The sequence below is a fragment of the Pseudomonas sp. PS01303 genome, from assembly GCF_029959385.1.
GTDB classification, from domain to species: Bacteria; Pseudomonadota; Gammaproteobacteria; order Pseudomonadales; family Pseudomonadaceae; genus Aquipseudomonas; species Aquipseudomonas rustica.
This window is the reverse complement of the sequence record NZ_JASCPK010000002.1, coordinates 62,812-83,524: the sequence shown is the minus strand read 5'-3', so window position 1 is coordinate 83,524 and position 20,713 is coordinate 62,812. Positions and strand designations below refer to the sequence as shown.

Genomic DNA, 20,713 nt, shown 5'->3' with positions numbered 1-20,713 from the left:
GATGGATAACTGTTGCCTGAGGTTAAGCCCATGACGCCGCTTTATACCGCTCATATGACGCACCGCCGCGGCCTGACGTTCTGGGGCCAGTGGGCCTGTGCGCTGGCGCTGGCCACCTCGCTGCTGATGCTGCTGGTGTATTGGCGCGTCGGCAGCCTGACCAGCGAATACCGCGTCCTGATCATTCTGACCGTGCTCGGTTCAGTGCCGATTTACAGCGTGATGCAGGTCTACCACAAGCGCCATGGCCTGGTGGTCGGACTCGGCAGGTTGCTGGCTGGCTGGTTGATCCTGCTGGCCGTGCTCGCCGCGATTGCCTTCAGCACCCAGACCAGTGCGATTTATTCGCGCCAAGTGATCATGCTTTGGGCGGTGCTGGGTTTTGTGGTGCAGGCGTTGAGTTTTCTGCCGCTGCATTACTTCGCCAGGCTGCACTCGCGCAGGGTGTGCAACGGGCGTCGCGCAGTGATCATCGGCACCTGCCCGACCGCCCATGAGCTGGCGAAGAAACTCTCCAGACCGAACCGCGCATTGGTGCTGGGCTTCATCGCCGCAGCCGATGACAGCGGCCCGGCGCCGAGCATTTTGCCGCTGCTCGGCCACGTCAATGCGATCCGCGAAATCATCACGCGCCGGGAAGTGCGCCGCGTGTATATCGTGCTGACCCTGGCCCATGCGGCGACCATCGAAGCGCTCTACATCGACCTGCTGGACATGAATGTCGACGTCGTGTGGATACCTGATTTTGGCAGCATGATGCTCCTCAACCATTCGATCTCGGAAATCGAGCGAATGCCCGCCATTTACCTCAATGAAAGCCTGATCAGCTCGCACCCTGCCAGCCTGCTTTGCAAGGATCTGTTGGAACGCAGCCTGGCCACGCTGGCAATTGCTCTGCTCAGCCCGCTGCTGTTGGGCGTGGCCGCCGCGGTCAAACTGACCTCGCCGGGCCCGGTGCTGTTCAAGCAAAACCGCCACGGTTGCAACGGTGAAGTGATCAAGGTCTGGAAGTTTCGGTCGATGCGCGTCCACGACGACCGCGAGGTGCGTCAGGCCACCCGTAACGATGACCGACTGACGTCAATCGGGCACTTTCTGCGCAGCACCTCCATCGACGAATTGCCCCAGCTGTTCAATGTCGTCTGCGGCCAGATGGCGCTGGTTGGCCCGCGCCCGCATGCCGTCACCCACAACCTTTATTACACCGGCAAGGTGCGCGCCTACATGGCCCGTCATCGTCTCAAGCCGGGCATCACCGGGTTGGCCCAGATTACCGGGCATCGCGGCGAAACCGAGACGGTGGAAAAGATGCAGCTGCGCGTCGCCCAAGACCTCAACTACATCAACCAATGGTCGCTGTGGCTCGACCTGAAAATCCTCCTCAAGACCCCCTTCACGTTGTTTTCGAAAAACATCTACTGACCGCTGCCCGAGCGCTTCAGCCCCCCCTGCCCCTGCGTTGACACCCATCAAACGACCTGAGGTTTGACCATGAATGTGAGCGTATTCGGTATTGGTTACGTGGGCCTTGTTCAAGGCGCTGCACTGGCCGAGGTGGGGCACAACGTGCTCTGTGTCGACGTCGATGTTGCCCGGGTCGAGGCGCTGAAAGAAGGCACGCTGCCCATCTACGAGCCGGGCCTGAAAACCTTGGTGCGCGACAACTACCAAAGTGGCCGACTGCGCTTCGGTACGGATCTGGCCGCAGCCGTACAGCACGGTGATGTGCTGTTGATCGCCGTCGGCACACCGCCAGATGAAGACGGATCAGCCGATCTCAAATACGTCTTGAGCGTGGCGCAAACCATCGCGCTGAACATGGATCGTCACCTCATCATCGTCAACAAATCCACGGTGCCGGTGGGCACGGGCGACCGGGTGCGTGAGTGTGTCGAGCAGGTGCTGGCCGACCATGATCGCGGCGATCTGACGTTCGACGTGGTTTCCAATCCTGAATTTCTCAAGGAAGGCTGTGCGGTCGAAGACTGCATGCGCCCCGACCGAATCATCGTCGGCACCGATAGCCCGCGCGCCGAAGAGGTCATGCGCGAACTGTATGAGCCGTTCAATCGCAGCCGCGAAAAAATCATTGTCATGGACGTGCGCAGTGCGGAACTGACCAAGTACGCCGCCAATTGCATGCTCGCGACCAAGATCAGTTTCATGAACGAAATGGCCTGCCTGGCGGAAAAGCTCGGTGCCGACATCGAGAAGGTGCGCCACGGCATCGGCGCCGACCCGCGCATCGGTTATCAGTTTATCTATCCCGGCCTCGGCTACGGCGGCTCGTGTTTTCCCAAAGACGTGAAGGCACTGATCCATGCCGCGACCAGTGTCGACATTGACGCTCGGCTGCTCAAGGCAGTGGAGTCGCGCAACCAGGAGCAGAAAGCCAGCCTGTACAGCAAGGTGTTCAACCACTTCGAAGGTCACCTTCGCGGCAAGACCTTTGCCCTTTGGGGGTTGAGCTTCAAACCCAATACCGACGACATGCGCGAAGCGCCCAGCCGCGTATTGATGGAGGCGTTGTGGCAGGCCGGCGCCAGCGTCCAGGCTTTTGATCCGAAAGCCATGGAAGAGGCCCAGCGCATTTATGGCGCGCGCGATGACCTGACGCTGGCGGGCACCAAGGAAGCCGCGCTGAAAAATGCCGACGCGCTGATCATCGTCACCGAGTGGCAAGCGTTTCGCGCGCCGGACTTCGACCGGATCGCTCAGCAGCTCAAGCACCCGTTGATTTTCGATGGGCGCAATCTGTTCGATCCGCAGCGTTTGAGTAAGCGCGGCTTCACCTACGTATCCGTGGGGCGGCCAACCCCTTCAGTCATCTGAAAGGAGCCACGCCATGTTCAAACTGGAATTGGTCGGGCATTACTCACCGCAATTACTCGACGCCAACCAGGCGTATTCCTTCATCAATTTCGCCTCCATCGGCAGCGTGTTCGAGCAGAACCCGGGCACCATTACCTATTTTTGCGACGGCATGCTCATGTCAACATTCATGTCGCGCGTGACTGGCAGGACGATCGGCCGGGTCAGTTTTGACTTCACCTCGATTGCCGACCGCGTGCTCAGCGGTGCCGAACAACTGGGCAAGCGTGTGTACTTCGTCGGTGCCCGGCAAGCCGAGCTGGATCTGTTCATCCTCAAGATCAAAAGCCTCTATCCGCAACTGGTCATCGCCGGTTATCACCATGGCTATTTCAACGCCGAACAGGCCGAAGGCATACGGGCTGATATCTGTCACAGCGAGGCGGACATTCTGATCGTCGGCCTCGGCGCCGGACTGCAGGAACAGTTCGAGCAGGATGCGTTGCAAGCAGGCTTTCGCGGGGTCGCTTTTACCTGCGGCGGGTTCATCCGTCAGGAAGCGTTGGCAACGCGACAGTACTACCCGGCACTGATCAATCGCCTGCATCTGCGCGCGTTTTATCGCATGTACCGCGAGCCCCACACGATCAAGCGCTACCTCATCGATTACCCCAGCAACTTTGTGCAGCTGCTGGCGATGCTGGCCCGGCACAAAGTCGCCATCAGCGTTGGGGAATGACCATGCACATCCTGTTTATCCTCAAGGATTTCAAGTTGGGCGGCGGCGTCGAGCGCGTCCAGCGACGGTTGTCCGAGCAGTTTCTCAAGGATGGCCAGCGGGTGAGCTTCTTTGTCATGAACGGTGAGACGCCGGACACTGAAGGCGATCAGCGTCATCACAACGGCGGTGGCAGCGGCATCGCCGGGTTGATCCGTTCGATCATCCTGTTGCGCCGGCTGATTCATCGCGAGAACGTCACTCATCTCATTTCCGCCAAGGAACAGGCCAACGTCTGCACTTGGTTCGCCACCCTGGGCAGTGCCTGCAAAGTCATCTATAGTCGGCACGTGACGCTCGATAGCACTGAGCAAAAAACCAGCCCTTCGAGCCTGCGCCTGCTCTATGCCTTGTACCTGTGCGGCAGCGGAAAAGTGGTGACGGTTTCCACGGTGCTGCGCCAGTCGCTTGTCGACTTGCTGCCTTGGGGTCAGCAGCGCGTCAGCTATTGCCCCAATGCGGTCATCAGCGAGCAACTGTTTCAAGCTGCACAGGCGCCGCTGCCTGCAGGATTACCCGGCGCTTATTGGTTGGCGCTGGGTCGACTGACCGAGCAAAAAGGGTTTCACCTGTTGCTCGATGCCTACGCTTTGGCATTGCACCGCCGGGTGCTGCCGGATCTGGTGATCGCCGGCGACGGCCACTTGCGCGATGCGTTAGCGGCGCAGGCCCAGCGCCTGGGCGTCGCGCACCGGGTGCACTTCACCGGTTATTTGCACAACCCCTACCCCCTGCTCCGACACGCGCGCCTGTTCATCCTGAGTTCCCTGCATGAAGGCATGCCGACCGTACTGATCGAGGCCTTAGCGCTGGGCACGCCAGTACTTGCCTGCGACTGCCTGACAGGCCCCAGAGAACTGCTCGACGACGGCCGACTGGGCCTTTTGGTCAAGGTCAACGACGCACCGGCACTGGCCGATGGAATGCTCCGAAGCCTGACAGCGCGGGATGATCTCGCGCCCAGCGAAACCATGATCACTGACGCCATCCGCCCGTACACCAGTCAGCACGCCGCGCAGGCCTATTACCAGGTGTGGAACCAATGAAAAAATTACTGATTATCCTGCACGATCTGGGCGCCGGCGGTGCCGAGAAAATGATGACGCGACTGGCCGGTGCGCTGGTCGACGCCGGTAACGACGTGACGTTGCTGATGCTCACCGGCGGCGGCGTAAATGTCGCGCACCTCGACCCGCGCGTGAAAAAAGTTGAATTGCACAGCCCGCGTAGCGTGCGTGCGGTGCCGGCACTCGCGCGATTTCTTCGGCGCAATCGCTTTGATGCGCAACTGGCGGCCCTCACTCACGTCAACGTCGTGGCGATCGCTGCGGCTGCACTGTCCGGCACGCTCGCACGTTTGCACGTCAGCGAACGCAATGCCTTTTCCCATGACAAACACGTCAACCCCGCTTTCATGGTGCGCGTCGCTTATCTGTTGGCTCCGCTGCTGTATCGGCTGATACCCAACCCGGTGATCTGCGTTTCGCGCGGTGTCGCACTGGATCTGGTCGAAACCACCATTGCGCGGCACCAGGACGTGACCACTGCCGACAACCCGGTGCTCGACAACGACTTTCGCGAGAAGACACCGGCGCGGCCCAGCCATCAATGGTTGCGGGAAAAGTCCGGCCCAGTAGTCGTCGCGGTCGGGCGCCTGGCGCCGCAAAAAGGTTTCGACACCCTGATCCGAGCGTTCGCCGCGTTGCCGGACAGCCGTGTGCGTTTGATCATTTTTGGTGAAGGCGCGCTCAAGTCGCGATTGGTTGATTTGGCCTGCACATTGGGCGTCGCCGTTCGCGTCGACCTCCCCGGTTACACCATCAACCCCTTGGCGGAAGTCGCGGCGGCCGATTGCTTTGTGCTGTCGTCGCGCTTCGAAGGCAGCCCCAACGCACTGGTTGAAGCGTTGTCGACGGGCACTCCGGTGGTGGCGACGCGCTGCCCCCATGGGCCTCAGGATATTTTGATCGGTGGTCTGGTTGCCCCGCTTGTCGACGTCGACGACCCGCCGGCATTGGCGCAAGCGATTGCCCTGCAACTCGCCACACCTCGGCATTTTCAACGTCATCTGCGCCTTCAGGCGGCCGCCCGATTCATGAATGCCAAAGCGGTGCAGTCCTACCTCGATGCGTTGCTGGGGAGTCCATCACCGTGAACACACTGGCGATCCGATATTCGACGCTGCGGGATGGCTTCACCCTGTTCGGTGTGCTGTTTTACATCCAAGTGCTCACCTTTATCTTCGGCCTCGGTGGCGGGTTCAATTTCGGCGATGTCGATCGCGACCTCGAGGGCAGCGTCGCCAACCAGGTCTGCGGTCTCATCACCCTGTTGGTGCCGCTGTTCTTCTTCATCCGCAACAAGGTTTTCCTGAGCAAAACCTTTTATCGCAGCAACGTCTTTCTGCTGCTGTTCCTGCTCACGGTGATCGCCTCAATCGGTTGGTCTTACGACCCGATGCTGAGCCTCAAACGCGTCGTCGCGATGCTCAGCGTGGTGTTTTTTGCCGGGTTCATTGCCTACAACTACCCACTGGAAAAAATCACGTTCATGCTCGGCTGTGCCATCGGCGTGGCGGCGTTGATCGGCTTGATACTCGCCGTGGTCATGCCAAGCGTCGCGTTCCTGTCCGGGGGGATCCGCGACGGCGCATTCAAAGGGATTTTTGCCGAGAAGAACGCCGGCGCACGGCTCAACGCGATCGCCATCCTGCTGTTGCTGCCGATGATCCGCAAAGGCAACCGCTGGGCGCTGTTCTGCTCGTTTTTTTCGCTGATCGCCATCCTGCTCGCGCAGTCGGCCACCGGCGTGGCGTTGATCATTTGCGGCACGGCGAGCTACGGCTACTTCCTCACCCTGATCCGCTTGCGTATCAATCGCTCGCAGTGGCTGTTCCTCGGTTGCACCTTGGTGTTCATGCTGTTTTGCCTGCTGCTGTACAACCACATTGCATGGCTGCTGGAGGTGGCCGGCCGCGATCCCTCACTGACTGACCGCACGCTGATCTGGGAGCTGCTCGCGCCGTATGTCGACCAGCAATGGCTCAAGGGTTATGGCTACGGCGCGTTCTGGGCCAGTCCTGATGCCGACGCGTTCATCACGCGTTGGGGTTACATCGGCAACGCCCACAGCGGCTACATGGAAACCCTGCTCAACGGCGGTTTGATTCAGTTGGCGGCACTGGTGTTGCTGCTGGGCGAAGCGCTGCTCAAACAATACCGCGCCGTGACGGCGAATCAGGCCGCGCAGTTTCGCGCCAGCGCGCTGGTCATCATCGGTTTGTTCGCCGTCACCAATTACGTGGCGTACGTGATCCCCAACTATCGATCCGCCGAGTTCCTGGTGTTCTGCACCCTCGCTCTGTCCTTTCGGCGTCACCCCGCGACATTCCCCGAGTCATCACCGGCCACCCTGCGTCAGCCTCGCGCTGGCGCTGTATTTCCGCGTGATTCAGCCAAGGCGTAACAGCAGGAGAAACAACCGTGCCCAACCCAGTCCTCCGTTCAGCGCATTCCGTGTGCGTGGTCATCCCGATGTACAACGGCGCCGCCAGTATCGAGCAAACGCTGGCATCCCTGGCCGACCAGACCCGCCTGCCCGATCACGTCATCGTCATCGACGACGGCTCCACCGATGACGGCCCGCAACGGGTCAGGGATTTCAAAGCGCCGTTTCGCCTGACGTTGCTGCAACAAGCCAACGAAGGCCAGTCCAGCGCCCGCAACCACGGCATGCGCCACAGCCAGGAGACGTTTGTGGCGATGCTGGATGCCGACGACCAATGGCGTCCGCAAAAGCTGGAGCTGCAACTGGCCCTGTATGACGAACTCACCCGTCAGGGCCGACCAGTGGGGCTGATCGACTGCTACGTGCAGGTCAATTACAGCGACGGCAGACGGCAGATGGACAACCGCCTGAAGAACGGCATGCACTTCTACGATTTCATCCACGCCAATGTCGTCAATGGCGTGTCCGCGGCACTGGTCAAGCGCGACGTGATCATGCAGCTCGGCGGCTTCGATGCGGGCCTGCGTTACAGCGAAGACCGCTTCATGTGGACGCGAATCGCGGAAAACTGGGAAATCCACACGGTGCCGCAGGTGTTGCTGGAGCGTTCGATCAACAGCGGCAACATGACCGCGCAACCGAAAAAGTACTACCAGAACAAGATCCGCTTCATTGAGGTTTACCTCGCCCGTTACGCCGCACAGTTGAGCAAGCAGCAACAGATCGACTTCGTGCTGGGCAACCACACCGATTTTCTCAACACATTTTCCCGAGGCGGCGAGCATGTCGAAGTGATCGACGTGTACCAGCGCATGTTCCGGCATTCCTGGCAAACCCTGATCTTCGACCACGGTAAGCCGACGTTGCGCTACCTCTACGCCCGCGCCAAAACATTGCGCAAGCCAACGGTTTCAACCGCCGCTCATTGAACCGGTATCCGCCATGGCCAATCGTCGCCTCATCACACTGGGCTGGATATTCACCGAGAAATTCGGACTGATCTTCCTCTCGATGATCACCTTTGTTGCCTACGCCAGGCTGCTGTCGCCCGCCGAGTTAGGCGTGGGCACGATCATCATTGCCATCGTCGAATTGGTCGGTCTGGTGTATTCATCGGTGCTGGAAGACCCGCTGGTACGCCTCGAGCGCCTGGAGGAAAAACACATCAGCACGGCGTTCTGGGCGTCGGTCATCGTCAGCCTGTTGTCCATCGTGATGATTTCGGGCGCGGTGATGCTGTACACGCCGGACCCGTTGCTGCGATGGATGACGGCGGCGGCCTCGGTGAAAATCCTCTTCACCATGATGGCGAGGGTCTATGTGGCGCAGATGCGCCGCAGCGGCAATTTCAAGATGCTGGCGTCGCGTACGTTACTGGGCAAAGTCTTCGGCGGTGTTGGCGGCATCGCGGTCGCGCTGTGGGGATTGGGGGCCTGGGCGGTCATTGCCCAGGCTCTGATCATGGAGTTCGTGTCGATCATCGTGTTGATGCGCGCAGAGCCACGGCGCATAGCGTTTTATATAGACCTTAGGTTCTTGCGCGAACTGTTGAAGGCCGGCACTCCGGTTGCCATCAACGCACTGAGTTCACAAACGCTGCAGCGCGGGGTCAACGTGGTGCTGGGGATGACGGCCGGCGCGAATGCGGTCGGCATGTTCAACATGGCAATGCGCATCATCGATCTGCCACGCACGGCCATTTATAACGGCCTGCTCAGTTATGCGCTGCCGGTGTTCTCACGACGCAGTGCGGAGCCGGGACGACTGCTCGGGATCCTTGGCGATTCCACCGCCGTCAGCGGCTTCGTGTTGACGCCGTTGTTCATCGGCATCGCGCTCACGGCCAACGACCTCATCCTGTTGATATTCGGCGCCAAGTGGGCCGAAGCCATTCCCCTGCTGCAAGTGCTGGCTTGCACAGTGGCCATTGGCAACACCGCCATGTACGCCACTACCGCACTGGTGGCGGTCAACCGCAGCCAGCTGACGATCAAGGCGGAAGTGCTCACCACCGTTCTGGCGCTGGCGCTGGTCTACGGCTTTGGCAACGTTTATGGCGGCATGGCCGCCGCCATTGCCCTGTTGGCGCGGATGCTGATCATCACCCCCCTGCAAATCCGCGGGCTCAACGCGGCCATCGGCTACGGCTGGCAGCGGTTCTTCGACTCCAATTACCGCAGCGTGACCGCCTCCCTGGTGATGGCCGCCACCGTCTCGTATGCCTCGGCACAGTCCGGTTTGCAGGGCTACCTGCACCTGATCGGCAACGTTGTGATCGGCGCGCTGAGCTATGCCGTGACGTATAGCGTCATGCACCCGCGCTGGCCGCAAGAATTCAAATCGGTTTTTACCTCCCGCTGAATTCACTCCCTGAGACAGGAAGCCCGCACTATGCGCAAAACGACCTTGATTACCGGAGGGGCCGGCTACATTGGCTCACACACCGCGTTGGCACTGATCAATGCCGGTCACCCCGTGGTGGTGCTCGACAATTTGAGCAACAGCTGTCGAGAGTGCATCGAGCGTCTTGAGCAACTGACCTTGACGCGGGTCGATTTCATCCACGGCGATATCCGCGATGCGGCCCTGCTGGACGACATCTTCCAACGCTATGACATCGATGCCGTGGTGCATTTTGCCAGCCTCAAATCCGTTGAAGAAAGCGTGCGCAAGCCGTTGGATTACTACACCAACAACGTCGCCGGCACCCTTGAACTGTGCCGGGCGATGGCGCGCAATAACGTCTTTCAATTGGTCTTCAGCTCCTCGGCCACGGTCTACGGCGAGCCGACACAGATACCGATTGCCGAAGATTGCGGCACCGGCAAACCGGTCAATCCCTACGGCCGCACCAAGCTGATGATCGAAGAGTTGCTCACCGATCTGTGCCACTCCGACCCACGCTGGAGCATCGGTTTATTACGCTATTTCAACCCGATTGGCGCCCACGAAAGCGGAATGATCGGCGAAGATCCCCGAGGCCGTCCCAACAATCTGTTGCCGTGTCTGACCCAGGTCGCCATTGGCCGGATTGCCGAACTCACGGTGTACGGCAGCGATTACCCCACGGTGGACGGCACCTGCGTGCGCGACTACATCCACGTGGTCGACCTTGCCATTGGTCATCTCAAGGCACTGCTGGTGTTGCAGCGCAATAACGGCATCCATGTCTGGAACCTCGGCACCGGCGTGGGCTACAGCGTGCTGCAGATCATCCAGAGCTTTGAAGACATCACCGGCATCACCATTCCCTACCGTTTCGCCCCGCGACGCGAAGGTGATATCGCAAAATGCTGGGCCGACCCCGGCAAGGCAGGACGCGAGCTTGGCTGGACGGCGCAACGCGATCTGCAACAGATGATTGTCGATACGTGGCGGTGGCAGTCGTGTAATCCGCAGGGGTATCAGTCTTCCTTCGAAGTGCCAACGCTGATTGCAGTCAAATGAGCGTTAGAGGCGCTTTGCTGATCGCCGTGCTGGCGGTTTCGATGGCGGGCAACGCCGCCTCGACGCCGCCGGCTGTACCCACCACCGGGCTGGTGCTGTGGCTGGATGCGGCGGATCCGTCAACGATGACCCTGGACGGACAGAACCGTGTCCGGCATTGGAAGGACAAATCCGGCAAGGGCAATGATGCCAGCGTCGACGAGGCCATCGCGCCGCCACAGCGCATGGCGAACGCACTGAATAGCCTTCCGGTGGTGCGTTTCACTGGTGAGTCGGGGTTTCTGGGTACGACTCTGCGCAGCGCCAAAGGCCCGGTGACGGTATTGATCGTGTCGCGCCGATTGCCCGAACAGTCAGGGAGTGACCCTTGGCAACGCTTGTTCAGTTCACGCCCACAGACGGCGCAAAACGACAACGTGCTGCCGAATATCGCCATCAGCCTGGCGCAGACCGACGCGTACGCGCCGACGGTGTCGGTGCTGGAGCTTTACGACGTACCGATTGGCCCGTATGGGGTCGGTCGTAATGCCGTGGGCAATGCCGAAAACTTTCGTGGCGACATCGCCGAAGTGCTGGTTTACGACCGAGCGTTTGCCTCCCTCGCCGAGCGCCAGCAAGTCTTTCATTACCTGGCAAACAAGTGGTCAGTGGCCGTCCCCAGCGTGGCCAATACCTGGACGCGCGTGGGGTCGCTAGGCCCGTTGCCGACGCGGAGTAATCCCGATCTGCCGCTGTCCGATCAGGCCAATGCCGGTCAGTGGACGCTCAACACGACACTGTCGGACGAGTTCAATGGCACCACCCTCGATCGCACCCGCTGGCACGTCAACAACGGCATCGGCAATGAATCGCTCGGACGTAAACCGGCGCTTTACTCGCCGAACAATGCCTTCGTCCACGATGGCAACCTGAACATAGTCTTCCGCAAAGAAAGCTTGCCCGACAAGTACGTCAAACTCGGTTTCAAGGACTACACCTCAGCGATGGTTCGCACCCTTGAACGCGGTTTTTACGGTTACTACGAAGCACGGGCCAAGCCGATGAACTCCGCTGGTTCCAGCGCTTTCTGGCTGGCGTGGACGGGCATGATGGACAACGCCACCGAAATCGACATTTTCGAAATCGGCGGCAAAACCAAAAATGCCGCCCTCGACCGTTCGTACAACATGAACGCCCACTTATGGGCCACGCCGCAAAGCAGCGAACACATCGCCGACGGCAGCATTTGGCTGAGTCCATGGCGCCTGGCCGAGGACTTCCATGTCTACGGCTTCGACTGGCAACCCGACACCCTGCGCTGGTACGTCGATGGTGTGCTGGTGCGGGAATCGAAGAACAGCCACTTCTTCTTCCCCATGGAGATCGTCTTTGACAGTGAGGCGATGTGGAAGTGGTTCGGCATCGTCGATGACGCTGACCTGCCCTCCACCTTCGAAATCGACTACATCCACATGTGGCAACGCAGTCCATAGCCGTCTCATCAAACCGGGGGACGAATCGCCACGGCTTCAATCGCTTTCGCCTGGGGTCAAGTGTCAGTGACCAGAGTCGTCAGTTTCAATCAGCGCGAAAAAGTCTGGAGCGCCCTATATGAACAACCGACGGCTGCAGGAACTGGATTTGCTGCGCTTCCTCGCCGCTATCGCCGTCGTGATTTTTCACTATGCTTTTCGCGGCTATGCAAAAGGCGACATGTCGACAATGCCATATCCCTGGTTGGCCGAGCCTGCCAAATACGGTTACTTGGGCGTCGAACTTTTTTTCATGATCAGCGGGTTCGTCATCCTGATGACCGCGTCGAGCAACAACCTCAGTGTATTTTTCATATCCCGCGTCGTGCGTCTCTGCCCGGCGTTCTGGGTGTGCTGCACGCTGACGTTTTTGTTCACGTTAGCCATCGGCCAGCCACGCTTCTCGGCCGATTTATACCAATATTTGATCAACATGGCCTTTCTGAGCGAGATGCTGAATGTAGAACCGATCGACGGGGTGTACTGGTCACTGTTTGTAGAAATAAAGTTCTACCTGATGATTTCCGTCCTGTTGAGCGTGAAGAAAATAGACAAAATCGAACCGTTCCTCGTGGCCTGGCTGCTGGTTTCTGCAACAGCGGAAATACTGGTGTTGGAAAAGCTACGCTCGCTATTGATCACTGATTACGCCGCCTACTTCATCGCCGGAGCCACGTTCTACCTGGCGTGGGTCAAGGGTTTTAACAAAACCCGGGTTCTGCTACTGCTGGGCGCGTTGGCGTTAGCCTGCTTTACCGCGATGGTGTGGGCCGAATCGATCGAAACCAAATACTCGACTGAATACAACCCGCTGATCATCTGCGGTCTGATCGGCCTGTTTTTCATCCTGTTCTACTTGATCACGACCAACCGAACGCCTGCTATCAGTCGGCGCAACTGGACGGTGCTGGGTGCGCTGACGTATCCGCTTTACCTGCTCCATCAAATGATCGGCTTCATGATTTTCAACATCGCTTACCCGGCGGTGAACGCGCACCTGCTGTTCTGGGGCACCATCATCCTGATGATTGCCGCGTCCTGGTTCATCAACAGGAAAATCGAAACGCCAATTGCCCGCTTCATCAAAAGATACCTTTCAATCTCCTTCAAACGTGTCAGAGCCGATTAGCCGGCTTCCTGCACCCTATCTACCATGCCCCCCGCCGCCCTCATCGAACCTTGCAGCGAAAACACCGTCCGAGCTAAAGCATCACTGCTTCCCGCTCGCCACGAGGTTTCCGTTTGAAAGCTGCCATCGTCAAAAAATACCGTTTGATCATCAAGACCCTGGGCTATGTCGGCTGGGCCTTGTTCTGGCTGTTGTTGTGGGACATCGCCGTCACGGTCGACTTCATGCTGTTTCTCAACGCCAAGCTGAATTTGCCGCTGATGCCCCTGACGTTATTGGGTTCGGCGCTAATTGTGCTGATCAGTTTTCGTAACAGCAGCGCTTACAACCGCTGGTGGGAGGCGCGGACGCTGTGGGGTTCGATGATCAACAGTTCGCGCAGTTTTGCCCGGCAGGTGCTGACGTTGCTGGATGATCCCGGCACCGAGGTGAATCCGGTCAAGTCGACGTTGCTGCGTCGTCACGTTGCTTACGTGAATTGCCTTGCGGCGCATCTGCAAGGTTTGCCTTGCCCTGAGGAAGTCCGGGCGTTTATTCCTGCTGATGAGTTTGCGCGCAGCGGCACGACCAATAACTTCGCCAACGACATTCTCACCGGCTCCGCTGCGTTGTTGGCGCGGGAATACAAGGCCGGGCGTCTGGACAGCATTCGTCTGGCGCGGCTGGAGTCGACGCTGGTGGATCTGTCGAACAGTCAGGGCGGTATGGAGCGAATCGCGAATACGCCGCTGCCCTACCCTTATGTGTATTTTCCGCGGCTGTTTATCTCGTTGTTCTGCCTGATCGTGCCGGTGGGGCTGGTGGAATCGCTGGGCTGGTTTACGCCGCTGGCCTCTACCGTGGTCGGGTTTATGTTGCTGGCGATCGAGCGCATCGGTACCGATCTGCAAAGTCCGTTTCGTCATAGCGAGCATCAAATTCAGATGGAAGCGCTGTGCGAAACCATCGAGAAAAACCTGCAGTCGATGCAACGCGATTCGTTGGGCGACGTGCGCCGGCACGGTGAAATTGCTTGAACCCTGCTTAAACCGGCTGCGCTTTGCTAGCCGCGCAAGGGCCTGAACTGGCGCGGCCGGTGAACTCGAACGGCAGCACGACGTGGCGCTTGGGCAGCGGTTTTTTATCGATCAGCATGATCAGCATTTGCACGGCTTTCTCACCGAACGCCTCAGCGGGTTGCGAGATGGTTGTCAGGGGTGGATCGCAGTAGGCGGCCATCGGAATATCGTCGAAGCCCACCAGCGAAATGTCCTCAGGCACGCGCAAACCCGCTTGCTTGATGCGTTTCAAGGCACCGATGGCCATCTCGTCGTTTTCACAGAAAAGCGCAGTTGGCTTCGTGGCCATCGTGAGCATTTTCGAGGCGCCGACGAACCCGGCATTCAGGGTGAAGTCGCCATGGCAGACCAATTCCTCGTCGAAACCGATTCCGGCTTCGCGCAAAGCGGCCTGATACCCGGCCAGTCGGTCGCGTGTCAGAGGACTGCTTCTTGAGCCTTTGATCAGTCCGATCCGCTGATGTCCCTGCGCGATAAGGTGTTGCGTCATTGCCTTGGCGGCCGCGAAATTATCCAGGCTGATGGTGGCGTGACGCCCGTCACTGATGACTTCGCAGGCATTGACGATCGGCGGCAGATCCGCGTTCGACGCCGCGGTATCAAAGGGATCAAACGCGCGCAGTTGAATCACGCCGTCCGCCTGGTGGGCATACACCAGTTCGGCGAATTGCCGCTCGACGGCTTCTTGCCCTTGAGTATCGCAAAGCAGCAGCCGATACCCGGCCGCCTGCGCCGCCTTCTGCGCCCCACTGATCACCCGTGCGAAAAAAGTATTGGCGATTGCCGGAACGAGGATCACCAGGTTGCCGGTTTTTCGCGAGCGAAACTGCACGGCCATCAGGTTCGGCCGGTAGTTGGCTTGTTCGACGGCAGCGTTGACCTTGTCGCGGGTTTCGGGGAGCACCCTCTCCGGTGATTTCAGTGTTCTGGACACCGTCGCCACGGATACACCTGCCAGTCGAGCCACCTCACGGATATTTGACACAAACGCCTCGCGTGTTCGGAAGATCGAGTGCGGCAGCTTACCGCACGTCGCGACAGGCGGAAATGTCCACTCCACATCGTCGCAGGATTTGACACTGCCGGAATTGAAGCCTAAATTTCCGGGCAGATGTAACCGGTTACATCACCACTCAAGCATAGTGAACAATCACCCCACCGAGACGAGTGACATGAGTTCAGCAGGTCGAAAAATAAGAATGGGTTTTGTCGGCGGCGGTGAAGGCGCCTTCATTGCTCAGGCGCATCGGCAGGCGGCACGCCTGGATGGCCAGTTCGAGCTGGTCTGTGGTGCCTTCAGTCGCACGCCTGAAAATAACCAGCGCACCGCCGCTGCACTGGGTGTGCCTGCCCAACGCTGTTACGACACCTGGCAGACGATGCTCGACGCCGAAAGTGTGCTTGCGCCTGAGCAGCGCATGGAATTGCTGGTGATCGTCACGCCAAACCATCTGCATGCACCGATTGCCAGTAAAGCGCTGCGCGCCGGTTTCCATGTGTTCAGCGAAAAACCTGCTGCGCTGGATCTTGCTGAACTGCAGTCGCTCCGACACGACGTCATCCACAGCGATCGAATCTACGGGCTGGCTCACACTTACCTCGGCTATGCGATGGTCTGGCAGGCCCGCGAAATGGTACGCAGCGGTGTGATCGGCCGCCTGCGCAAGGTGCTGGTCGAATATCCTCAAGGCTGGCTCAGCGAAGATGTCTCCGGACGCGGCAATAAACAGGCGGACTGGCGAGATGATCCCGCGCAGTCCGGCATCGGTGGCTGCATTGGTGATATCGGCACTCACGCCTTCTCTCTCGCGGAGTTTGTCGCCGACCAGAAAATTCAACACGTCAGCGCAATGCTCAGCGCTCACTTCGATAACCGTCAGTTGGATGACGACGCCTCGATGCTGTTCAAAATGGCCGATGGCGCCAGCGGTGTATTGATCGCCAGCCAGGTCTGCGCGGGAGAGGAAAACCCGCTGAAGATCCGCCTCTACGGTGACAAAGGCGGGCTGGAGTGGCGTCAGGAAGACCCGGCCAGCCTGATCCATCGCTCGATTGACCAGCCGATCCGCCTGTTGCGCTCAGGCATCGGGCAACCCTGGTTGTGCGCCGACGCCTTATCGCGGATGCGCCTGCCCGCCGGGCATCCGGAGGGTTATCTCGAAGCCATGGCCAATCTTTATCGCGCGCTGGCGCAATCAATTTTGCACAAAGTGCCTGGCCACGATGCGCCGGGCGTTCCCGGAATCAACGTTGGTTTACGCGGCATGGCGTTCATCGAGACGGCCATCGCCAACCATCGGGGTGACGCCAAGTGGAGCGAAATCCCCGACACCTACACCGCAGGAGAGTCCTCAGATGAACGCTGAGTTGCGACAGACCAAAGGCATGCGCGGGCCGGGTATTTTTCTCGCCCAGTTCATGTCCAGCGAGAGCCCGTTCCATACGTTATCCGAGATCGCGCAATGGGCCGCTTCCCAAGGCTACAAGGCGATCCAGATACCGACCCTCGGCACGCAATTCATCGACCTTGAGCGAGCAGCCGAGAGTCAGGATTACTGCGACGAGCTCATCGCCACCTGTGCGCGAGCCGGCGTGGTGATCAGCGAACTGTCGACGCACTTGCAAGGCCAGTTGGTCGCCGTGCATCCCGCGTTCGACGCCGTCTTCGACGACTTTGCCCCTGAACATTTACGCGGCCAGCCTAAGGCTCGCACAGAGTGGGCAATTTCCCAGCTCAAACTCGCCGCCCGCGCCAGTCAGCGCTTGGGCCTGACGGCTCACGCGACATTCTCCGGCGCCTTGCTCTGGCCGTTTCTGTACCCATGGCCGCAACGTCCGGCCGGGCTTGTCGATGAGGGGTTTGCCGAGTTGGCGCGGCGCTGGTTACCGATCCTCGATTGCTTTGAAGCAGCGGGCGTTGATCTCTGCTACGAGATCCATCCTGGGGAAGATCTGCACGACGGCGCCTCGTTCGAACGCTTTCTTGAAGCGGTGAATCATCACTCGCGCGCGGCGATTCTCTACGATCCAAGCCATCTGCTTTTACAACAAATGGACTACTTGGGTTTCATCGATCGCTACCACGAGCGCATCCGCATGTTCCACGTCAAGGACGCCGAGTTCCGTCCCGACGCCCGCTCCGGCGTGTACGGCGGGTATCAGGGCTGGATGGATCGGCCCGGCAGATTCAGATCGCTGGGCGATGGTCAGATCGATTTCAAGTCGATCTTCAGCAAATTGACCCAATACGATTTCAGCGGCTGGGCCGTGCTGGAATGGGAATGCTGCCTGAAGGACGCCGCCCAGGGCGCCGCAGAAGGCGCGGCATTCATAGAGCAACACATGATCAAGAAGACCGACAAGGCTTTCGACGATTTCGCCCGTGTTACGGCCGATCAGCAATCCAATCGACGACTGCTCGGCCTGGTCGATGACTGACGCCACAGCGGCTGGCCACTAACGTCTATCCAATAACGTCTATCCAATAAGAATAATAGGGTGACTCACATGCCTGGAATTAACGCGCGACTGAGCGCGATGATGTTTCTGCAATTTTTTATCTGGGGTGGCTGGTTCGTCACCCTCGGGACGTTCCTCACCACGACGCTGGCTGCCAGCGGCGGTCAGGTGGGCATGGCCTTCTCCACGCAATCGTGGGGAGCGATTTTCGCCCCGTTCGTGATTGGCCTGATTGCTGACCGCTTTTTCAACGCGGAACGCATTCTGGCGGTGCTGCATCTACTGGGCGCCGCCCTGCTCTATCAGCTCTATCTCGTTGATGATTTCAGCGCGTTTTACCCTTACGTCCTCGCCTACATGATGGTCTATATGCCGACCCTGGCATTGGTCAATGCCGTCGCGTTCAGGCAAATGAAAGATCCCGCGCTGGAGTTTTCGCGGATTCGCGTTTGGGGAACGATCGGCTGGATTATCGCCGGGCTGGTGATCAGCTTCGGCTTTGCCTGGGACTCTCAACAGGCAATCGCGGAGGGAGCGCTGCGCAACACGTTTCTGATGTCCGCCGTCGCCTCGTTGATCCTTGGTCTCTACAGCTTCACTTTGCCCGCGACCGCGCCGCTCGAGCACGGTGAAAATACCGGTGGGCTCAAACAGCTGCTGGGGGTGGAGGCTCTAGGTTTGCTGAAGGATCGAGGCTACCTGATCTTCTTCATCGCCTCGATTCTGATCTGTATTCCTCTGGCGTTTTACTACCAGAACGCCAATCCGTTTCTGTCCGAAATCGGTGTCGAAAACCCCACCGCAAAAATGGCTATCGGGCAGGTGTCCGAAGTGCTTTTCATGTTGCTGCTGCCGCTGTTCATCCATCGTTTCGGCATCAAAATCGCACTGTTGATCGGGATGTCGGCGTGGGCATTGCGGTATTTGCTGTTCGCCTATGGCAGTAACGGTGATCAAGCCATGATGCTGCTGGCCGGCATCGCTTTGCACGGCGTCTGCTATGACTTCTTTTTCGTCTCAGGGCAAATCTACACCGACGCCAAAGCCTCCGAACGCTTTCGCAGTTCCGCGCAGGGACTCATTACACTGGCCACCTACGGCTTCGGCATGCTGATCGGATTCTGGGTAGCGGGTCAGGTGACCGACCACTTTTCGACAGCGGGCGTTCACGACTGGCGAAGCATCTGGCTGTTTCCGGCAGCCTTCGCCATCGCGGTGTTTATTTTGTTCTGGCTTACGTTCACCGGGCGGGGCGAGCGCGATATGAAACCTGCGATATAAGTGCGACCCGCAGATCGCTGCGTGTGCCAGCGGTGGTCAGACTTGATCGTCACTCGGGTCATAACTGTTCACATTGGGCACCTGCAGATGCAGGCGCCCAAGCAAGTCAACCAGCGTGTCGACCTCGCCCGGGGTCAATCCGCTGAGCAGACGCGACTCGCGCTCCAGCGCCACTTTAAGTACACGGTCATGCAGCTCCTTGCCGCTGGCCGTCAATCGCACGGTGTAACGCCGCGCGTCCTTGGGATCCAGCTGACTGGTGATCCGCCCCGCCTGCACCAGCAATTAAAATGCTCGCGCAAGCGCCCGAGTGCCGAGCTGGTCGCCGACTGCCCGAGATGTAATCGCTCAGCTGCGCGGCTGACGCTGCACTCACTTAACAAAGCGTCCAGCGCCACTAAAAGATTCAGATCGAGTCGTCGATAGCGCATGGAACAGTTCCTGGAAAAGTAGCAGTATCAAACCCGACTGATGGATGCTGCGATCGGAGTGCCCAGAGTCGGACGAAAGTGAGCATACTGGATCGATTCATGCTGTGAAATGAACGCTCGGCGACTTTTCATAAGCCCTCACCAGGATTACCGACATGCGCCTCCCCGATTTCATCATTGAACATATCGAGCCTATTCTTCAGGCGTGGGAGGATTTCGCCAGAACCATCGAAACGCCCGGCGCGGCGCTGGATCGTGAAGCCTTGCGCGATCATGCCGGCCAGATGCTCGAAGCCATCGTAATAGATCTACGCACCCAACAGACACGCTCGGAACAAATCGCAATCTCTGGGGCATGGGCCCAGCAGCGCTGAAGAGACGCCCGCCGAAACCCACGCCGTCACCCGGTTGATGGCGGGATTTACCATCGATCAGATGGTCTCTGAGTATCGGGCTTTGCGCACCAGCGTGCTCAATCAGTGGATGGTCAAAGTGAAGTCCGGCACGCCCTTCGATGCTGACGACATGAACCGCTTCCACGAAGCCATCGATCAGGCGCTCGCCGAATCCATTGCCAGTTATTCAAGAGCCGTGGACGCGTCACGCAATATCTTTCTGGGCATCCTCGGCCATGATTTGCGCACACCGTTAGGCGCCATTCTGCTGGGTGCGGACAGCCTGCGCCGGTCTGCCGATGTCGGAGAACGCGGTACCCGACTGGCGAACCAGATTTTCACCAGTGTGAGACGCGCGAATCAGATTGTTGACGACTTGCTGGACTTGACCCGTTGCCAGATGGGGCCAGGCATTCCTGTTAAAAAAACGGCGTTGGATCTAGCGCCGCTGTGTGAACGCATCGTCGATGAAATACGAGCGTTTCACCCTGACGCCAACGTTGTTTTCACGGCGGAATCACCGGTTGCAGGCAAATTTGATGGGCCGCGTATGGAGCAGGTGTTCTCCAATATCATCGGCAACGCTGTCCAGCATGGCGATGTTCAGACGCCCATTGAAGTGCAGTTGGCGGTCTCTGATCGCTCGGCAATCTTTACCGTGCACAACCGCGGAGAGCCTATTGCCGAGGATGTACTGCCGTTTATTTTCAATCCCATGGGGCGTTTTTCCCAACGCTCGGTCGTTGATCACCCGCCTTCAGATGGGCTGGGTCTGGGGCTGTTCATCGCTTCCGAGATCGTCGCATCACATCAAGGAACAATCGAGGTTGTCTCCAACACCGAGCACGGCACCTCTTTTCTGGTGAAGGTGCCGCTCGACTGACGGCGAGTTCTACGTTTGACTCC

The 20,713-nt window shown here is 59.0% G+C and carries 17 protein-coding genes and 2 pseudogenes; 16 read left to right on the top strand and 3 right to left on the bottom strand.

What is annotated here, in order from left to right:
- Nucleotides 1–30 precede the first annotated feature (30 nt).
- The 12 genes from QMX93_RS01280 (at nucleotide 31) to QMX93_RS01225 (ending at nucleotide 14,199) form a co-directional block, all read left to right on the top strand.
- The gene (locus tag QMX93_RS01280) at nucleotides 31–1,422 is read left to right on the top strand and encodes an undecaprenyl-phosphate glucose phosphotransferase (protein WP_282351755.1); all 1,392 of its coding nucleotides are present in this window, start codon (nucleotides 31–33) and stop codon (nucleotides 1,420–1,422) included.
- 69 nt (nucleotides 1,423–1,491) lie between these two features.
- Nucleotides 1,492–2,832: a UDP-glucose/GDP-mannose dehydrogenase family protein gene (locus QMX93_RS01275; protein WP_282351753.1), complete on the top strand. Its 1,341-nt coding sequence runs from the start codon at nucleotides 1,492–1,494 to the stop codon at nucleotides 2,830–2,832.
- Nucleotides 2,833–2,845: 13 nt separating this feature from the next.
- Nucleotides 2,846–3,550 carry a WecB/TagA/CpsF family glycosyltransferase gene (locus tag QMX93_RS01270; RefSeq protein WP_282351751.1) on the top strand — a complete coding sequence of 235 codons (705 nt, stop codon included), beginning with the start codon at nucleotides 2,846–2,848 and terminating at the stop codon, nucleotides 3,548–3,550.
- Between the two features lie 2 nt (nucleotides 3,551–3,552).
- Nucleotides 3,553–4,635 carry a glycosyltransferase gene (locus QMX93_RS01265; protein WP_282351749.1) on the top strand — a complete coding sequence of 361 codons (1,083 nt, stop codon included), beginning with the start codon at nucleotides 3,553–3,555 and terminating at the stop codon, nucleotides 4,633–4,635.
- On the top strand, nucleotides 4,632–5,744 hold the full coding sequence (locus tag QMX93_RS01260) for a glycosyltransferase (RefSeq protein ID WP_282351747.1): 1,113 nt from the start codon (nucleotides 4,632–4,634) through the stop codon (nucleotides 5,742–5,744). Before QMX93_RS01265 ends, QMX93_RS01260 begins: the two co-directional genes overlap by 4 nt.
- Complete coding sequence (locus QMX93_RS01255; protein ID WP_282351745.1) at nucleotides 5,741–7,054, top strand: O-antigen ligase family protein; 1,314 nt, start codon at nucleotides 5,741–5,743, stop codon at nucleotides 7,052–7,054. Before QMX93_RS01260 ends, QMX93_RS01255 begins: the two co-directional genes overlap by 4 nt.
- A 17-nt stretch (nucleotides 7,055–7,071) precedes the next feature.
- Entirely contained in the window at nucleotides 7,072–8,025 is a 954-nt protein-coding gene (locus tag QMX93_RS01250; protein WP_282351742.1) for a glycosyltransferase family 2 protein, read from the top strand.
- 13 nt (nucleotides 8,026–8,038) lie between these two features.
- Nucleotides 8,039–9,457 (top strand): oligosaccharide flippase family protein, encoded by a 1,419-nt coding sequence (locus QMX93_RS01245; RefSeq protein WP_282351740.1) that lies wholly within the window; start codon nucleotides 8,039–8,041, stop codon nucleotides 9,455–9,457.
- Nucleotides 9,458–9,487: 30 nt separating this feature from the next.
- Entirely contained in the window at nucleotides 9,488–10,543 is a 1,056-nt protein-coding gene (gene galE / locus QMX93_RS01240; RefSeq protein ID WP_282351738.1) for a UDP-glucose 4-epimerase GalE, read from the top strand.
- Complete coding sequence (locus tag QMX93_RS01235) at nucleotides 10,540–12,015, top strand: family 16 glycosylhydrolase (RefSeq protein ID WP_282351735.1); 1,476 nt, start codon at nucleotides 10,540–10,542, stop codon at nucleotides 12,013–12,015. The genes galE and QMX93_RS01235 overlap by 4 nt, the downstream gene beginning before the upstream one ends.
- 118 nt (nucleotides 12,016–12,133) lie before the next feature.
- A complete protein-coding gene (locus QMX93_RS01230) occupies nucleotides 12,134–13,183 on the top strand; it encodes an acyltransferase (RefSeq protein ID WP_282351731.1) in 1,050 nt (349 codons plus the stop codon).
- A 113-nt stretch (nucleotides 13,184–13,296) separates the two neighbouring features.
- On the top strand, nucleotides 13,297–14,199 hold the full coding sequence (locus QMX93_RS01225; RefSeq protein WP_053120153.1) for a bestrophin family ion channel: 903 nt from the start codon (nucleotides 13,297–13,299) through the stop codon (nucleotides 14,197–14,199).
- Between the two features lie 7 nt (nucleotides 14,200–14,206).
- On the opposite strand, the gene QMX93_RS01220 is transcribed toward QMX93_RS01225, so the two are convergent.
- Nucleotides 14,207–15,226, bottom strand: a complete 1,020-nt coding sequence (locus QMX93_RS01220; RefSeq protein WP_282351726.1) for a LacI family DNA-binding transcriptional regulator — start codon at nucleotides 15,224–15,226, stop codon at nucleotides 14,207–14,209.
- A gap of 187 nt (nucleotides 15,227–15,413) precedes the next feature.
- Here QMX93_RS01220 and QMX93_RS01215 point away from each other — a divergent pair, with 187 nt between their 5' ends.
- From QMX93_RS01215 to QMX93_RS01205, 3 genes are all read left to right on the top strand, one after another.
- On the top strand, nucleotides 15,414–16,607 hold the full coding sequence (locus tag QMX93_RS01215; RefSeq protein ID WP_282351724.1) for a Gfo/Idh/MocA family oxidoreductase: 1,194 nt from the start codon (nucleotides 15,414–15,416) through the stop codon (nucleotides 16,605–16,607).
- A 19-nt stretch (nucleotides 16,608–16,626) separates the two neighbouring features.
- A complete protein-coding gene (locus tag QMX93_RS01210; protein ID WP_282352013.1) occupies nucleotides 16,627–17,679 on the top strand; it encodes a sugar phosphate isomerase/epimerase in 1,053 nt (350 codons plus the stop codon).
- A 69-nt stretch (nucleotides 17,680–17,748) separates the two neighbouring features.
- Nucleotides 17,749–18,981 (top strand): nucleoside permease, encoded by a 1,233-nt coding sequence (locus QMX93_RS01205; RefSeq protein ID WP_282352010.1) that lies wholly within the window; start codon nucleotides 17,749–17,751, stop codon nucleotides 18,979–18,981.
- A gap of 36 nt (nucleotides 18,982–19,017) precedes the next feature.
- Here the strand turns inward: QMX93_RS01205 and QMX93_RS01200 are convergent, their stop codons facing one another.
- Nucleotides 19,018–19,266 carry a hypothetical protein gene (locus QMX93_RS01200; protein WP_282352033.1) on the bottom strand — a complete coding sequence of 83 codons (249 nt, stop codon included), beginning with the start codon at nucleotides 19,264–19,266 and terminating at the stop codon, nucleotides 19,018–19,020.
- Nucleotides 19,266–19,412, bottom strand: a pseudogene (locus tag QMX93_RS01195) (LysR family transcriptional regulator); the annotation flags it as partial. The pseudogene QMX93_RS01195 and the gene QMX93_RS01200, both read right to left, overlap by 1 nt.
- Before the next feature lie 155 nt (nucleotides 19,413–19,567).
- On the opposite strand from QMX93_RS01195, the pseudogene QMX93_RS01190 reads away from it, so the two are divergent.
- Nucleotides 19,568–20,690: pseudogene (locus QMX93_RS01190) on the top strand (sensor histidine kinase).
- The last annotated feature ends 23 nt before the right edge of the window (nucleotides 20,691–20,713 follow it).

What these genes read in the sequence shown, in the direction of transcription:
- QMX93_RS01280 (WP_282351755.1), top strand. Translation starts at nt 31, where the DNA reads ATGACGCCGCTTTATACCGCTCATATGACGCACCGCCGCGGCCTGACG.
- QMX93_RS01275 (WP_282351753.1), top strand. Translation starts at nt 1,492, where the DNA reads ATGAATGTGAGCGTATTCGGTATTGGTTACGTGGGCCTTGTTCAAGGC.
- QMX93_RS01270 (WP_282351751.1), top strand. Translation starts at nt 2,846, where the DNA reads ATGTTCAAACTGGAATTGGTCGGGCATTACTCACCGCAATTACTCGAC.
- QMX93_RS01265 (WP_282351749.1), top strand. Translation starts at nt 3,553, where the DNA reads ATGCACATCCTGTTTATCCTCAAGGATTTCAAGTTGGGCGGCGGCGTC.
- QMX93_RS01260 (WP_282351747.1), top strand. Translation starts at nt 4,632, where the DNA reads ATGAAAAAATTACTGATTATCCTGCACGATCTGGGCGCCGGCGGTGCC.
- QMX93_RS01245 (WP_282351740.1), top strand. Translation starts at nt 8,039, where the DNA reads ATGGCCAATCGTCGCCTCATCACACTGGGCTGGATATTCACCGAGAAA.
- galE (WP_282351738.1), top strand. Translation starts at nt 9,488, where the DNA reads ATGCGCAAAACGACCTTGATTACCGGAGGGGCCGGCTACATTGGCTCA.
- QMX93_RS01235 (WP_282351735.1), top strand. Translation starts at nt 10,540, where the DNA reads ATGAGCGTTAGAGGCGCTTTGCTGATCGCCGTGCTGGCGGTTTCGATG.
- QMX93_RS01230 (WP_282351731.1), top strand. Translation starts at nt 12,134, where the DNA reads ATGAACAACCGACGGCTGCAGGAACTGGATTTGCTGCGCTTCCTCGCC.
- QMX93_RS01215 (WP_282351724.1), top strand. Translation starts at nt 15,414, where the DNA reads ATGAGTTCAGCAGGTCGAAAAATAAGAATGGGTTTTGTCGGCGGCGGT.
- QMX93_RS01210 (WP_282352013.1), top strand. Translation starts at nt 16,627, where the DNA reads ATGCGCGGGCCGGGTATTTTTCTCGCCCAGTTCATGTCCAGCGAGAGC.
- QMX93_RS01205 (WP_282352010.1), top strand. Translation starts at nt 17,749, where the DNA reads ATGCCTGGAATTAACGCGCGACTGAGCGCGATGATGTTTCTGCAATTT.